We start from the raw sequence: 14,530 nt of genomic DNA, 5'->3' as shown, positions 1-14,530 counted from the left end.
TGGACACATGACAGTAGCGGCACCGGTAGCCGGCGGCTTCGATGAGTCAGAGCTGCAACGCGTCCTGGAACAAGCATGCTTGACAGTCGGCCTGCGCAGCTCCGACGCCCGTCTGCTGCGTGGCCACACCAACGCCGTCATCCTGCTGGCGGAGGACCCGGTCGTCGTCAAGATCGCCAGACGCGGGTCGCGGCTCAGGGACGTGACCCGCACCGTTGCCTTCGTCCGCTGGCTCATGACCGTCGGCTTCCCGACCGTACCGCTCCTCCCGGTGGACCAGCCCGTGGTCGTCGACCATCACGCCGTGACCTTCTGGACCTACCTCCCCCAGCCTGAGAACCCAGTCACGGCCGCTCAACTGGCCGACCCCCTCAACGCACTTCACTCACTCATCCCGCCGAATGTATCCCTGCCAGCGCACGACAACATACGTGCCATTCGACGCTCCATTTCGGCGATCAGCAATCTGCCGATGTCGGCCGTCAAATTTCTCAGCGACTATGCGGATCGGCTCGAATCTGATCTCGCAGGCATTGGTTTCGCTCGCCAGTCAGGTACCATTCAAGGCGACCCCCAACACCGAAACGCACTGCACACTCCTGACGGAGTCGTCCTGTGCGACTGGGACACCGCCTCAACCGGACAGCCGGAATGGGATTTGGTGACCGTCGAGATACATTGCCGCAGATTCGGCCACGGGAAGCGGCACTATGAGCAATTCGCCGACGCTTACGGCTGGGACGTCCGGCAGTGGTCGGGCTACAGTACCTTGGCTCAGATTCGCGAACTTCGAATGATCACCACGAACGCCCGGAAAGCGCATCACACCCCGGGAAGTCTGGAAGAAGTCAAGCGCCGCATCGAAGGCGTCCAGCGTGACGACCCGGAGCTTCAATGGAGGATCTTGTGATGGTCACCGTCGAGTTCGTGGACCGTTATCGGAAGGCCAGCATGACGGGCGAAGGGCTGACTCTGAGCACCTACGACCGCGGCCACCTGAGCGAGTTCCACCTACGCTGATGCGTATGCGGACGTCCACGCCGCCGAGGCCGCCGAGGCCCCGTTGTGGACGAATTCGAACGCAGCGTTGACCGCCATATGTCCACGCCCGGCTGGCGAGAAGCCGACCCACACGAGGCCAGGACCAGGACCAGCGTCACGCCGCGGGGGCGGGACCAGGGGCGGGAGAGTCAGGGAGTTGGTTGGCGTGCCACGCCGCGCGAGTCCACGCGTTACCTCCGGGGTCCTGGTCACAGACACCAACTCCGCTGCTTGCGTTCCGGCCGTGCATGCAGTCAGCGGCTTCCCACGCCACCCGGGACCCCCTCCCGCAGTCAGGGCGTCAGGACTGCCTACCTGAGGAGGTATCGGGTTCTTCCAGGAAGCGCCGCTGGCCCACGAGACGGCCTGCGCGCTGCGCGACCTCGGGCAGCCGCGGGACGCTGAGATCCATTTCCGGCGCAGCGTCGCGACCCGCCGTCGCCAGCTCTACGTCCGTACCCACAGCGTGACGCTGGGATATCTCGGAGCGGTTCAGGTTCGGCAGGAGCGTCTCGACGAGGCGTCCGCCACCTGGACGGAGTCGTTGGACGCGATGTCTGGCATTCACTCCGGTCGTGCTCGTGACGTCATCGTTCGCATGCAGAGGGACCTCACGCCCGTCCGCGGGGTGGCCGGCAGGTCGCGGAGCTGGATCGCCGGGCACGAGACTTGCTGCGCGTCGTAGGCTGCGCCAACCAGCTCTGCGGTGCCGGTTGACGGCTGGCGAACACGCATCTCCGAGGGAGAGGGACGAGCGCCGATGGCGACGTACCAGGTCGAATCGATCGGAACGGTCGTCGGGGGCCACACCCGCCTCCAGGACGACTACCAGGCCGGGGTCGAGTCGGTCATCCGCCTCAACGAGGCGTACCCCCTAGAACGCTGCAGGGAATCGAGGAGTTCTCCCACCTGACCGTGACGTGGCACTTCCACCTGGCGCGACCCGAAGACGTCCAACTCCACGCACGAAGCCCACGGGGAAACACGCGGTGGCCGGCGACCGGCACGTTCGTCCACCGCAACCACCGGCGCCCCAACCAACTGGCAACCGACTACCCCCGGTTGCTGGGCGCGGACGGCCGGGACCTTCGAGTGACGGATCTCGACGCAGTCGACGGAACGCCGGTCGTCGACCTGGCCCCGTACTTCGTAGAGATGGGGCCCCGGGGCGATATCCGTCAACCTGTGTGGCCGAGCGAGATGCTCGCCACGTACTGGCTCGACGCGTCGAAGCGGCCGTAGCTCGGAGTCCCGCAACTTCTCCATCACGACCCTTGCGGCTCGACGCCCAGAACCGGGACGGTTAGGAGCCGGAGGCGACGGACAGGGGTTGCCCGCCCAGACCTCCCTTCCCTCCCGCTCCAGATTGCAACGGTCCGTGCACTGGCGGTTGAGACGGTCTGTCGTTGGCCTGTTCATGAGCGGGGCCGGAGGTCAGATATTGCAGTTCGCTGCCGGCAGATACGGAAGATCGCGCAATGACTGGCCAGCGACGCAAGGCCAAGTCAACATCGACGACCTTGAAGAAATCCCAGGTCGACCGATCCAGCGCATCGCTCGCGTAGATGATGCCGTCCGCGGACGAGACCGGCTGGGCTGTCGTCTACCTCCCCCAGGGCGGCACGAGACCGCGCAGCTTGGGCATTTGCTTCCCGAGGTCGCGGTGGTCCTGGCCTAGCAAAGGCCCGTTCAGGAACCCCTGCGCCGTCCCCCGCCGCACCGCAGGCGTTTGATCCGCAACCGAGCACCCCTTTGGAGGCGCCCCTGTATTCCGGCTTTCCACTCGATCCTTCCGCTCCGATGGGCGGTGCGCGCGTGTACTCGGTCGGTCCCCGGCATTTGGCCGGTGACGACGGGCGCCCGTACGACGCCGTCGCCGATGCACTCGGTGGCCTGGGCTGGACGAGCCTGACAACGGTCCGGGGCCGGCTGGATCCGGACGAAGCACCGGAGGACCGCCAGGTCCTGCGCAGCACCGTCCTGCACATCAGCCCCGAGTCCCTGTGCTGGGCCCAGTGGGTGCTGGCGGACGAGCCGTTCCACTTGGGAGACCTGCCGATCGCCTGGCAGGTCTCCGCCCGTGCGGACACCAGCAGCCCGGCTGAGTGGTCGGCATACTTCACGACCGGCGTTCCCGGTGAGGCGGTGGCCGACTTCCTCGCCGCGCTCGACGCCCACGCCCAGCCTGCGGTGCCGCTCGTCCGTCCCGAGCTGGTGGTCGACGCCGTCACCGCGCACGGGTGGCTCCTCGACGCCGACCAGAGCGCGGGGGCGACGGATCCCACGTTCATCTCGCACGTCAGCCTCGGCGAGGTACCGCCCCTCATCCAGGACGCCGACCCGCGCACCCTGACCGGCGAGCCCGACGAGCCGGAACCGCACGGATGGCAGGCATGGGCCCAGCCCGCGCCCGACGCACCGTATCTGTGGGCGGTTTCCTTCTCCACGTCCGTCCCGCACGACCTCGTGGCCGCGTTCGCCGCGTCCCTCAGCTCGACGGAGTCCGTCCTGCGCCGTGTGGTGCCCGAGGCGACCCGCGAGCGACTGCTGTGGACGCCAGCCGGCCAGGATCTGTAGGTCGCAGCCGTCGGCGCCCCGCCGATTGGTGAAGCGCCGATCCGCGTAGGAAGTCGGTATTGCGCTAGCAAGTCTGCTAGACCTAGCGGCCCTGCCTGCTAGCAGTACCGCTGTGACCAGGCATCTAGCGTTCTAGCGACACAGCGAATCCCTGCTAATGCCCGATCCTTGCCGTTCATGGGCGCAACGACGGAGGTTCCTGCTAGAGGCCGTCGGGCTCGCCGGGTAGGTGGGTGTAGCGGAACCGGCGAGGGCGCCCGGTACGGCAGCCCAAGCCGAGGGCGCCTCGCCTCGTCGCGGCTGGTGACGTAGACGTGCAAGCCCGCGGCGCCGACGAACACGCACGCGGCGGCAGCCACGCCGCGGGCGCCTTGGACGACTCGCTCGGCCCGCACACAGAGTGCGGTCCGAGCGGGTCGTGTGCTCGTCTCGCCAGTCGGCCCGGTCTTCCGCAGCGGCGCACGCGCTCGCACCGCTCGCCGCCGCTACGGCGGCGATGGCAGCCGTCCGCAAGGGTTACCCCCTGCGCGACTGGTACCGCTGGCAACCGCGCCTCCATGATCCTGGTCCGCGGCCCAAGTGGTGACTGAAGGTGATCTACGGCGGATCCGACATAGTGCGTCGGGCGCCACAACTTGACAAAGGCGTACGCCGCGGTCACCGGCAGGCGGTTCCCGCTCAGGCCGTCCGTGCACTACCCGCACACCACGCCATTGCCCGGACCATGCCGCCGTCACGGCGATCCTGTGCGTCCCGGTGGCCCCGACTCGGGTGGGGCATGAGCCGCATGTCCATTGAGGGGAACCGCGGTGGTGGCGATGGCCCGCAGGTCCTCAGCCAGGAGAGGCTGGTCGTAGCGGGTGACGATCTGCGCCAGGCTCTCCACAAGATTGGCGCGCTGGTCCTCATTGAGACCTTCGGCGAAGGTCTGGAGCAGGCGGGCAATCTGGACCCAGGCGTTGTCGGGCGCGTGGTCAGTGATCTTCTCTGCAAGCCGGTTGACGGCGTCGATGGTTTCGCGGCCGGTCGCTTCGGGGTGGTGTGTGAGCCAGTAGGCCAGCGTCAGGGTCGGAGTGGCCGCCAGTGCCTGGTGGAGTTCTTCTGCTTCCTGCCGACGCTGACGGCGCCGCTGTTCGTTCAGCGCCTCTTCGTGCAGTTGCCGTTCGAGGGCAGTGGCCGCTGCCAGGTCCTCGGTGGTCACGGTCAGGGCCGCTTCGGCCCACAGGAGGCGGACCGGAGCACCGGCCAGGTCAGCCTCGGCACCCAGGCGGGTGTTGATGTGGGCCTGCGCGGCCTGGTGCTCGCCGAGTGGGTACAGCCGGGCCGTGGCGCGGGCCGTTTCCAGGGCGTGATGGGTGACCACCGCGCGGGGATTGTGATGGAGCCGAGCGGCGGGCACCTCCTGCCACCGGCCGGTCAGTTCAGCACGGAAGCAGAATCCGGGCGTGTTGCTTGGAAGCGTGTAGCTGCCCCCGGCGAGCTGTCCGGCGCGAGGCGCCGGCCAGCCGGATCGGCTACGACCGCGACGCATGGTCACCGGGGAGCGGGGGCGCGGCGGGGTCCTGGGCCCGCAGTCGGGTGAGTATCTGGTCGCGCAGACGTATGGCGTCGGCGTTCTGCACGGCGGGAGGTGCGGGGGCCCAGCTGTACAGGAGATTCTGCATGGCGATCAGGCGGTTGGCGCTGTAGTGCGGGTCGTCGGTGCGGTGGACGGCGTCGCACACGATCTGGCCGATAGTCTCGCGCTGTTCGGGGTGTTCCAGGGCAGTCTGCATCCAGTAGGCGAAGGCGTCGGCGACCGGCGGCGACCAGCCGGTGGTGGGCAGTGCGTTGCGCCACATGTCGGTGAGCCATGCTGTGTCGTTTGCGGAGTCGGTCAGGAGGGCCGGGGCGGAGGGGGTGCCCCGCTGGGCGAGGTGGGCGAAGGTACTCTGCGCTGCCGCCCGGTGCGGGCCATGCGAGTCGCTGGCCCACTGGGTCAGCTGGTGGTGGATTCCCAAGCGCTGCTCGCTGTTGTCCCACAGGGCGTTCAGGGCCTCGCTGACGGCCTGGGTGATCTGGGCCGTCCGGCGGTTCCTGGCGTCGCCGTCGCCGTGAGCCCTGGTGGCGAGTTCAGCGATACGGCTGAGCATGCTGGAGGGGTGGGCCTCGGCGAGGCGGCGACAGGCACGGATGAGGACGGCCGTGAAGTCGGCGGACAGCGCGGCGGCTTCTGGTTTGGCCCATCGGCGGTAAGCCCTGCGGGCGAGGTCTCCGGTCCGGTCGTCCACAGCGGCCAGGACGAGGAGGTCGCAGGCAGCGTCGCTGTAGGTGGTGGACCACTGTTCGGCCAGGGACTTGAGGAGTGCGGTTCTGCGGTGGCGGGCTGTGTAGTGCACGACCCAGTGGCTGACGCGCTGAATCAGCGGCCTGGCGAGGTCCTCGTCGAGTCCGGTGACCTGGGAAGCGGTCCAGGCGGTGAACTGCTGCAGAAGGTGCGGGCGGTCGTCCAGGAAGTAGTCGACAACGGCCTCGGCGTAGTTGTGGTAGCGGAAGCGGATCGTCCCGTCGGGCTGGAGGTCGGCGTTGGCCTTCTGCGTCAGTGCCACGACGCCGAGTCCTTGCTGCCCGGGACGGGACTGGGGTGCTTCCTTGAGCGCCTTGGCCAAAGTGGTGGATGCCTCGTAGATCTTCTCCGAGCTCGCGCCTTCGAGTACCGCAGCGGCAAGCAGGTAGTTGCGGTAGTCGCTGTCCTGGTGGGTGGTGTGCCACTCAAGGAGGTCGCTGCGCCAGTCCTCGGCGGCTGTGACGACCTTCTGGACCAAGCCGGTGAAGTCCCCGGGGTCGACAGGCTGGCCCTGTACGAGGCGGCCCTTGTCCCGCTCGACGTCCTCGGTGTTGACGATGGCGTTGGCCCAGGCTCCGATCTGCGCCGGCTGAAGCCGGGCGATCCCCCGTTGGATGGGTTCGGCTGCAATCCATTGGTCCACGCCAATGATGAGCGGCACGTCCTTCAGGTGTTCTCGCAGGATGGCGGCACGCTCTGGGCCAGCAAGGAGGCGGCTGAGGTGGGTCGCACCGTCTCCGCACTTCTTCCATGCCTGGGCGCTCATCAGGACGATGAGTACAGACCCGTGGGGCAGCTTGTCTGAGTCTTCGGCCAGTTCGCGGCCGAATCCGGCATGTGGGTCCTCGGCCCGCAGGTCCAGGATCCAGCCGGTGTTGTGCTCGTGCAGGCCGCTCAGGTCAAACGGCGTGCCGGGCTCCCGCCGGACCTGGCGGACGGGGCCGTTCACGCGGCGGTGCAGGATGTCCAGCGCGGTGCTGAAGCGGCCGCTGCCGTCTGTGCCGGTCAGCACAGTCACGGGGCTCTTGTTGAGGATCTCGCTGATCGCGAGGTCGTCGTCCTGGCCCCGGACGTAGTTCCGTAGGTGTGCGTCGATGTCCTTGCCCGGGATGGTGGTGCCGCGCAGCCGCTGGATGCCCTGTTCGATGAGCGTGCCAATCATGACGCCGCGGTTGGTGCCGACGCGCTGGTTGACCTGCGCGGTCCAGTACGGTTCGGTGCTCTGTTCGTGGTAGTCGGATCCCTCGGCGCGGGCAGCGTCCCCGGTGGTGGCAGGGCGGGACCCGACGGCAGCTTCGAGCGTCGGATCGGACGGGTCGCTCCCGGGCGCGTCGGAAGCAGGCGTCAGACCGTAGTCGGCATCAGGCGGTAAGTCGTTCACGGGCTGCGGAGACGGAACGCTTGAGGTCACGTACTTCCCCTTCTCACGTGCTGGAGGGACGGCGGCGGGGGCTACCGGGAGGCGGGCGGCGGGCCTATGTAGCGGGCCCGGATACCCGTCATCTCACCGCCCTCCTCCACCGTGACGGCGTCCTGGCTCGTCTCCACGGGGCCGGCGACAGTGTCGGAGTCGACAGCGGTGGCCTTGCCGCGCAGCGTCCCGACCTTCTGCCGCACAGACGGCCCGGAGGGGTCGCGGCCCTCCTCCCCCACGAACGTCAAACGCTGCCCGTAGATCTCCTCGAGCGTGCCGCGCACCCGGCCCAGCATTCGCAGCAGCCGGACATCATCGACGCTGATGCGCTCGGGGGCGTGCCGGTATCCTTCCAGCACGTCACGCAGAGTCTCCAAGTTCTCCAGCCTCGCAGCGAACTCCTCCGGATCTGCCGTGAGCGGCATGCTCAGTTCCCCGTGCAGGACGCCTGAAGCGGGCAGGGCTGTCTCAGGCTGGCCGCGCCGGTCCAGCAGATTCTCCAGGCGTTGGTAGAGGAACGTGGAGGTGGCCGGAAGCCCTGCGCCGAGCACGGCGGGCAAGGCACTGAGGTCAGGCATGAACTCTCCCTGTTCTGACGGGCGTTGAAGGGCCTCCAGGAACTTGGCCTGCGCTCACTGGACGGAAAACTGGACCTTGCGGAAGTTGACCGAAAGTGAATTTCATCTCTCGTCACACCATTTCCAACTGCATCAACAGCCGCATTCGGTGGGGCCCCTATGGCCGCTCATGTCTCCCTGGCGGTCCGGGGTCCGTCTCGCAATGCTGCGGTGCACGCTCAGCCCGTCCCTCGGGTGTCGGACCACGGGGGGTGCGGTGGCCGGACTGACGGTAGAGCAGCTCGTCAGGGTGTCTGGCCACGCGTTCCTGCCGCCAGGCGGTGTCGAAAGAGAGCCGGCCCACGTTTCGGGCCATAGCCCACGCAGCACGGCAACTGGTCACAGGAGACAGAAGAATGCGAGCGAGGGTCAGGCGCATGACTCTCAGCATGAGCGCCGCACTCTGCACAGGAGGGGGTTTCCCACGCGTCAGCTCTCCTGCGTCCCACAGCATCGCCTAAAACAAGACGTTCTCAAGATGGCGCGCAATGTACTTCGCCACTTACGTCCGAGCTTACCGCCACAGGCAGCACGGCAGCCCCTTAAAGCTACCGGCCGCCCATTGGTTTCGGCGGTCGCACCCGAACTGCAAAATTCGACACCGCGCCAGGGGGGTAGGCGAGCGCACGGCCCCCATCGTCAAGCGAACGGCAGGAGCACGATTGAATAAGTGTGCTCGGATCGTCGCAGTGGCACCAAAACGCGAAGAGTCACCCGGCGTACTTGCCACTCTGCTGTACGTGGAATACATCCCACACGGGCTCGGTGCATAAAGGGGCTGGACTACCGCGTCCAGCACGGCGATCGACGATGCTGCGATTCGCTGGGCGCCATGGCCGTCACCGTCGCGATGCCAGCGTTCAACCAGCCTCGAATCCGAGCCTGCCGATGGTTCCGGGTCGCGGCTGCAAGCGGTGGTCGCGCGGGTCTCAGCCGTGGCGGGTGTGCGGGCGCGTTCGAAGACGTCGGCGACGGTGCAGGCAGGTTCGGAAACTCACTCAGCGGCGTCGTTTGGGGTCGTGCGCCGGCGAGGTGGCTGGCGGTGCGGCGGGTGCGTGGGCGCGTTGGTGGCGGGTTCGGTTGTTGCGTGCTGTGGCGGCTTCGGCGCATTTGCTGGGGGTGTGGTGCAGGCGCCATAGCAGGACTTCGGCGGGGTGGGTGGCGGTGTCGAGTTCCCGCTGCGTGGCGGTCTTGGCCAGCGTGTCCTTCGCCAGCGTGCCGGCGGCTTCGGTGCTGGTGAGGGTGGCTGCGAGGGCAGGCCAGACTGGATCGGCGAGGATGCGTTCGGCGTGCTCGGGCAGCACTTGGCGGATGAGGCCGGCGTAGCCGTGCTGGATGTCGGTGCGGGGCGCGTGGGTGGCGAGTTCGGCCAGGGCGGGGGCGGTGGTGTGCTGGTAGGCCGCTTGCAGGTGGGCCAGTGTCGTCTGGGCGGCGGCGGCTTGCTGGGTGTGGCCGTGGGCTTGGTGGAAGCGGTGGGCGGCTATGGCTACCAGCGTCAGGGTGATCAGTAGGTCCGCGATGAGGGCGGTGTCCGCGGGTTGGCCGGCGGTGCGCAGGAGTCGCTTCGCCGAGGTGCGCAGGGCGGTGGCTTGCGCGTGTTCGAAGCGGATGTGGGAGCGGGTGGCGCGTTCGAAGTGTTGAGCGGCGGTGAAGATCTCGATGCGGGTGGGGCCGGTGGTGACGGTGGGCAGGATGTCCAGCAGGTCGCCGACGGCCGCGAGCTGTGCCTGTCCGAGGGCCGGGTCGTCGCCGTGGAGGCTGGTGTGGGCGGCCTGGACGGCGCGGGTGGTGTGGCGCCACCGCTGGCTCGCGCGGCCTGTCCGGGCACGGCTGGGTGTGTCGGGTGCGGTGTCGTGGGCGGTGATCCGTTCGCGGATCTTGGGCCAGGTCAGGTCCTTGGCGAGGGTGCCGCCGGCGAACCAGACCGGCTCACCGTCCTTGTTGCGGTTGTCGGCGGTGGCGACTTTGAGGCCGATGACGTCGCCGGACGGGGCGATGCGTCTGTTGATCAGCACGTGTGATCCCGTGAGCTTGGCGAAGAAGTCTGCTTCGGAGGTGGCGTGGGCGGCGGCGGTGCGCACGATGGCGCGTAGCTCGTCGCGTGTGGTGATGGCTTTTCCCTGGCGGTCGGCTTTGTGGCGTTCGGCGCTGGTGGCGCGTTTGGCGGCGGTGCCGTCGCCGGCGTTGACTCGGGTGAGGCCGTAGTCGGTCTCGATGCGCCGGCACTCGGCTTGGGCGCGTTGGCCGGAGCGGTGGTGGTCGGGGCGGCGGCCGTCTTCGCGTACGAGGGTGGCGATGATGTGGATGTGGTCGTCGGCGTGCCGTACAGCGGCCCAGCGGCAGCCCGCCTCCTCGCCTTCGGGGGCGATGCCGGTAGCGGCGACGATGCGGCGGGCGATCTGCGCCCACTGGGTGTCGGTGAGGATCCGGTCGCCCTTCGCGGCCCTGACCGAGCAGTGCCAGACATGCTTGACCGGGCGCTGGTCGGCCTCCAGCAGGTGCAGCGGCTGGTCGAGCAGATCGCGTAGGTCGGCGCGGGTGGCTGCCGGGTCGCGGCCGGGGTCGGGGGCGGTGTCGTCGTGGGAGGCGACGAGGTGGGCGTCGACGTGCGCTTCGGCCTTGCCGGGGCCGTAGAGGTAGTTCAGCAGGCCAAGGGTGGAAGAGCCCTGCTTGTGGACCTTCGGGATCACCGGCCCTCCGGACGCTGGGGGTTCATCAGCGCGACGAACCGGCCGGTGGCATCCTTCAGCTCCTCGGCAGCTTCCTGGACTGACAGGACGGCGGCGTCGAGCTGGGCGGGGCGCTGGCCGGTATGGAGGGCCTTGACGGCTTGGTTGAGGAGGTTTCCGTTGGCGCGCAGGGTGCGGTGCGCGGCGAACAGCTTGGCCAGCGTCTCCCGGTTGGAGGCGATCAGCGCGGCGGTGCGCTCCGGGTCGGCGGCAGCGGCGAGCGCGGCGCGGGCCATGTACGTAGCCCGGGTGACCTCGGCCGCCGCCGCGCCGGAGTCGATGACGGCCAGCTCGCGTGGGCTCAGCCGCACGCTGACCGCCGTACGCTGCCTGCGATTACGGGAGCGCTGCCGTACCCGCCGACGGTCGGCGACCCGCCGTCCGGGCTCGGGTCCGCCCTCGGACCCGGCCCCTTCCCCCGACGCCCCCTGGCGGCGGGGAGCCTCCGCCACCCCCGGGGCGGAGGCCGGTTGGGACACTCCCCCGGCGGGGGAGTGTCCCAACCTCCAACTTGCTCCGCTGATTCGGTCGGGAGGGAGACCTCGCCAACGGGAGCGAGGTGGGTCGGTACTGGTGGGCCTGCCGGTGGACTCGGGCTGATGCATGCGGACTGGCTCCTCAGGTGTGGGTGGGCGGTGCCTGGATCGGGGGCACTGCATGGAGCGGTGAGCGTGACGGCTCTTCGCTGGTTGAACGGGAGGCGGCGGCAGCCATGGTGGTCTGCGGATCGTGGGACGGACGGTCGGAAGTAGTGTCAGCGTCGGACTTCAGCACCTTCATGATCTTGGTGAGGCGTTCGCCGCCGATGGGAAGCCCTTGATCACGGATCGCGTTTTCGACGACGGTGCGGGAGGTTTCGCCGTGGCTTTCGACGGCCTCTCGGGCGATGGCCAGGAGTTGGCCGAATTCGGCGCCGGGTGGGCGGCCTGTGCGGCGCTGTGTGGGCTGAGCTGGGGCGGGATGGGGTGGTGGGGCAGAGATGGAGGTGTCGGCCGCGGTGTGGCGGTCAGCGGTTTCGCTGCGGCGGTCGGAGGCCAGCGGATCGGACGCGATCGTGGGCCGTTCCGTCGTGGGGGTTCCGTTCGGGCCAGCGGAACCTGCCGGGTTGAGCACAGGGGTTCCGGTCGCGCTGACTGCCGAGAGGGCGGGCTCGGCAGCGGCGTGCGGAAGTCCCGGACCATCGTTGGGTGTGCGTGTGGGGGTGTTTCGGCTGATGAGGATGTAGAGGTGGACGGCACCGGCGAGGGCGAGCGGTGCGACGGTGGAAAGAAGGGCGACGGAGAGATCGCCGAGGTGCAGTTCGTCGGACCGACCGGTTTCGAGGTGGTTCAGGCGGACGGCGTGGAGAGCGTTGGCCCAGATGCTGGTCCCCGTGGCGGTGAACACCAATGCCCAGATGTAGATACGGGAGCCGGTCGGGCCGGCGCGCAGGATGATCAGAGCTGCGACGCCGATGGCGATGAAGCCGTCGATCACCAGCGGGAACAGGTACGTCAGCGGGCCGCGGATGTGAACGGCGACGGCCATCTGGCGCAGGGCGTCGTACGACAGCACGAAGCCGATGGCGGCCAGAGCGGCGACGCTGATACGCAGCGCGATGCTGCCCCGGACCGTGGAAGCGGTGGAACGGGTTGGGTCGAGCTGTTGCGCGGCGGCAGGCAAGTCCAGGTACTCCTACGGGTGCTGGGATGATCCGTCTTGGGCGTCTTGGCCGTTGCACGTGCAGGTCAGGGCGGGACGGCAGGCCGGGCTCCATTCCGACTCAGGTAGGCGGCAGCGTGCGGTGTCGACTACTGAGACGGCGGGGCCTCAGCCGTCCGTCCCGGAGTGGGGCCTTGCGACCTGCAGCGATACGGGACGGACGGCCAGGACGGCACAAGACGGATGCGAGCAGGGTCGAGCGTGGGGCACTCGTGATCGACTTCCGTCTTGGCCTCGACTGCCGTCTTGCTCGCATGCTGTACGACCTGGGCCGCGACGGCAGGGACGGCAGGGACGGCAGCCGGGGATGGGCGGGGCGTTAGACCTTCGCCCCTGTCGGATCTGCGTCGACCGGATGGACCGTCGGGCAGTACCGCCGCCATGCGTCGAGGAACTTGTTGCGCGTGTAGCCCTTGCGCTGGGTGCCGTCGGCCATGCGCACGTTCCCGGAAGTGATCTCGAACTCGCGGAGCATGGCGCCGAGGTCGCGCGGGCTAAGGCCGTGGCGACCCCACTCCGCCCACGGGCTCTCGACATCCTGGCGGAGGTGGTGGAGGAGTTCCTCCGTGCTGAGGCTGTCGACCTCGCGCTGGGCTACGAAGACGCGACGGATGTCGGCGAGGATCCGTGCACCGCTTGCGTGCTCGTCCTCAGCCGCGGTCTCGGCGGCGACCATCTCCGCGCAAGCCGTACGCGCGCGAGAAGGCCAGGTCCCCGCAGCGAGGTCGGCGGCGATCACCAACGGCTCCCAGGTGTCGGCGGCCCGGTCCTCGACGGGCATGGCCGGTTCCAGATCGGCTGCCTCGTCGAGCAGCGGGGTCGCCCAGGCGGCCATGCGGTCGCGCAGATCGTGGAGGGCCGGGGTATCGCGCCGGGAGCGGAACGGCTTCACGCTCTCGCCCTCGGCGCGACGGCGCATGCGGATGACCACTGCCCGGTCCATGATGGTGTCCGGCAGGTTCCCGATGCCGGCCAGAGCCGCCATGGCGAAGGTGGCGAACTTGCGGGGCGTGTGGTCGTTGCCGACGACCCGCGTGACGAACCGATTGCGCTGGTGCCCGGCGTTGAGCAGGCCGCGCATCTCTTCGTTCTTCTCGGCCATCTTCGGGGTGCCGAAGATGGTGTCCGCCTCGTCCACCAGGAGCGTGGGCGGCACATCCGTGATGGAGCGGAAGATCGCCGCCGGGGTGGTGTTGATGGTGAGCATCGGCTCGTGGACCGTCTCGGTGAGTACGTCCAGCAGGCGGGACTTGCCGCATCGCTTCGCCGGCCCGACCACGGCCAGGCGCGGGGCGTGCTGCCAGGCAGGTTGTAGGTGGCTGGCCACCACCCAGAGGGTTACCGCGTCCAGAGCCTGCGGTGAGGGCAGGATCACGAACTTCGCGATCTGAGCCCGCAACTCATCCAGCAATTCGGTCCCGCGCGTCGGCTCGGGGTCTGATGCCGTCTCCTCATCGTCCGCGGGGGACGCCTCGCCTACGGGCGCCGGAGGCTCCGGCCGCGGCTGGCGGGTGGGCCGGCCGGGGACCGCGACAGGAGGCCAGGCGCCCGGGGCAGGTGCGCGATCGGGGTCGGGTGTTGCACTATGCACGGGGCAGCTCCTCTGCTGGCGGTCGCAGGCTTGTGCGCCGTTGCCGCCGGATTCGGTCACATGGGGCCATAGACAGGCGCTGCTGGGGCCTCCGGCGTTGCAGCGCCGGGGGCTCGCCCACTTCTCGCGGGAACCGTTGTGCCGCGAGGGAACACGGACAGTACGACCACGGCGGGGAACAGTCCAGCGATTCTGTGTCCGCTCCGCGCAGAACTCTTCCTCGGGTGCCCGTCCGGTCATGCGGCCAGGCCGAGCAGGTCCAGCAAGTCGGCCGTCACGACCCGGTACGCCTTGCCCAGCCGAAGGACCCGGCACGGGTACTGTCCCCGCTTGGCCAACTCGTATCCCTTGCTTCGCCCCAGCCCGAGCGCGCGGTTGCAGGTGTCCAGGTCGATGGCCACCGGAAGGGCGAGCAGTTCCTCGCGGGTCATCCCTCTCGACGGGACGCTGGGGGCTTCGTCACGCATGGACGCTCCATTCCGTACTGAGCCCTCGGCGAACGCGGGGATCACGTCCGACTCCAGGCAGGTCATT

General features: G+C 68.7%; 11 protein-coding genes and 2 pseudogenes. 5 read left to right on the top strand and 8 right to left on the bottom strand.

The window, feature by feature from the left end; translation table 11 throughout:
• Positions 1-7: 7 nt before the first annotated feature.
• From CXR04_RS20210 to CXR04_RS20190, 5 genes and pseudogenes are all read left to right on the top strand, one after another.
• Positions 8-910: a phosphotransferase gene (locus tag CXR04_RS20210; protein WP_101423757.1), complete on the top strand. Its 903-nt coding sequence runs from the start codon at positions 8-10 to the stop codon at positions 908-910.
• Entirely contained in the window at positions 895-1,020 is a 126-nt protein-coding gene (locus CXR04_RS36490; RefSeq protein WP_267898197.1) for a hypothetical protein, read from the top strand. Before CXR04_RS20210 ends, CXR04_RS36490 begins: the two co-directional genes overlap by 16 nt.
• A 346-nt stretch (positions 1,021-1,366) precedes the next feature.
• A pseudogene (locus CXR04_RS36040) lies at positions 1,367-1,758 on the top strand (Tat pathway signal protein); the annotation flags it as partial.
• A 43-nt stretch (positions 1,759-1,801) separates the two neighbouring features.
• Positions 1,802-2,283 (top strand): annotated as a pseudogene (locus tag CXR04_RS20200) (SAM-dependent methyltransferase).
• Between the two features lie 510 nt (positions 2,284-2,793).
• Entirely contained in the window at positions 2,794-3,618 is an 825-nt protein-coding gene (locus CXR04_RS20190; RefSeq protein WP_101423755.1) for a DUF317 domain-containing protein, read from the top strand.
• A gap of 733 nt (positions 3,619-4,351) precedes the next feature.
• On the opposite strand, the gene CXR04_RS20185 is transcribed toward CXR04_RS20190, so the two are convergent.
• The 8 genes from CXR04_RS20185 to CXR04_RS20150 form a co-directional block, all read right to left on the bottom strand.
• Positions 4,352-4,981, bottom strand: coding sequence for a hypothetical protein (locus CXR04_RS20185; protein ID WP_101423754.1), 630 nt, complete (start codon positions 4,979-4,981; stop codon positions 4,352-4,354).
• 151 nt (positions 4,982-5,132) lie between these two features.
• Positions 5,133-7,325 (bottom strand): hypothetical protein, encoded by a 2,193-nt coding sequence (locus CXR04_RS20180; protein ID WP_234380355.1) that lies wholly within the window; start codon positions 7,323-7,325, stop codon positions 5,133-5,135.
• A 71-nt stretch (positions 7,326-7,396) separates the two neighbouring features.
• Positions 7,397-7,936, bottom strand: coding sequence for a hypothetical protein (locus CXR04_RS20175; protein WP_101423752.1), 540 nt, complete (start codon positions 7,934-7,936; stop codon positions 7,397-7,399).
• A gap of 1,037 nt (positions 7,937-8,973) precedes the next feature.
• Positions 8,974-10,665 (bottom strand): relaxase/mobilization nuclease domain-containing protein, encoded by a 1,692-nt coding sequence (locus CXR04_RS20170; RefSeq protein WP_101423751.1) that lies wholly within the window; start codon positions 10,663-10,665, stop codon positions 8,974-8,976.
• Entirely contained in the window at positions 10,662-11,015 is a 354-nt protein-coding gene (locus CXR04_RS20165) for a mobilization protein (protein WP_101423750.1), read from the bottom strand. Before CXR04_RS20165 ends, CXR04_RS20170 begins: the two co-directional genes overlap by 4 nt.
• Positions 11,016-11,322: 307 nt before the next feature.
• Positions 11,323-12,366 carry a DUF2637 domain-containing protein gene (locus CXR04_RS20160; RefSeq protein WP_101423749.1) on the bottom strand — a complete coding sequence of 348 codons (1,044 nt, stop codon included), beginning with the start codon at positions 12,364-12,366 and terminating at the stop codon, positions 11,323-11,325.
• A 358-nt stretch (positions 12,367-12,724) separates the two neighbouring features.
• Positions 12,725-13,996 carry a DUF3631 domain-containing protein gene (locus CXR04_RS20155; RefSeq protein WP_101423748.1) on the bottom strand — a complete coding sequence of 424 codons (1,272 nt, stop codon included), beginning with the start codon at positions 13,994-13,996 and terminating at the stop codon, positions 12,725-12,727.
• Between the two features lie 236 nt (positions 13,997-14,232).
• The gene (locus tag CXR04_RS20150; RefSeq protein ID WP_100300865.1) at positions 14,233-14,463 is read right to left on the bottom strand and encodes a hypothetical protein; all 231 of its coding nucleotides are present in this window, start codon (positions 14,461-14,463) and stop codon (positions 14,233-14,235) included.
• Positions 14,464-14,530 lie beyond the last annotated feature (67 nt).

The organism is Streptomyces sp. CMB-StM0423 (genome assembly GCF_002847285.1).
Classification (GTDB): domain Bacteria; phylum Actinomycetota; class Actinomycetes; order Streptomycetales; family Streptomycetaceae; genus Streptomyces.
The sequence above is the reverse complement of the archived record's forward strand: the minus strand, read 5'-3'. Positions and strand labels throughout refer to the sequence as shown.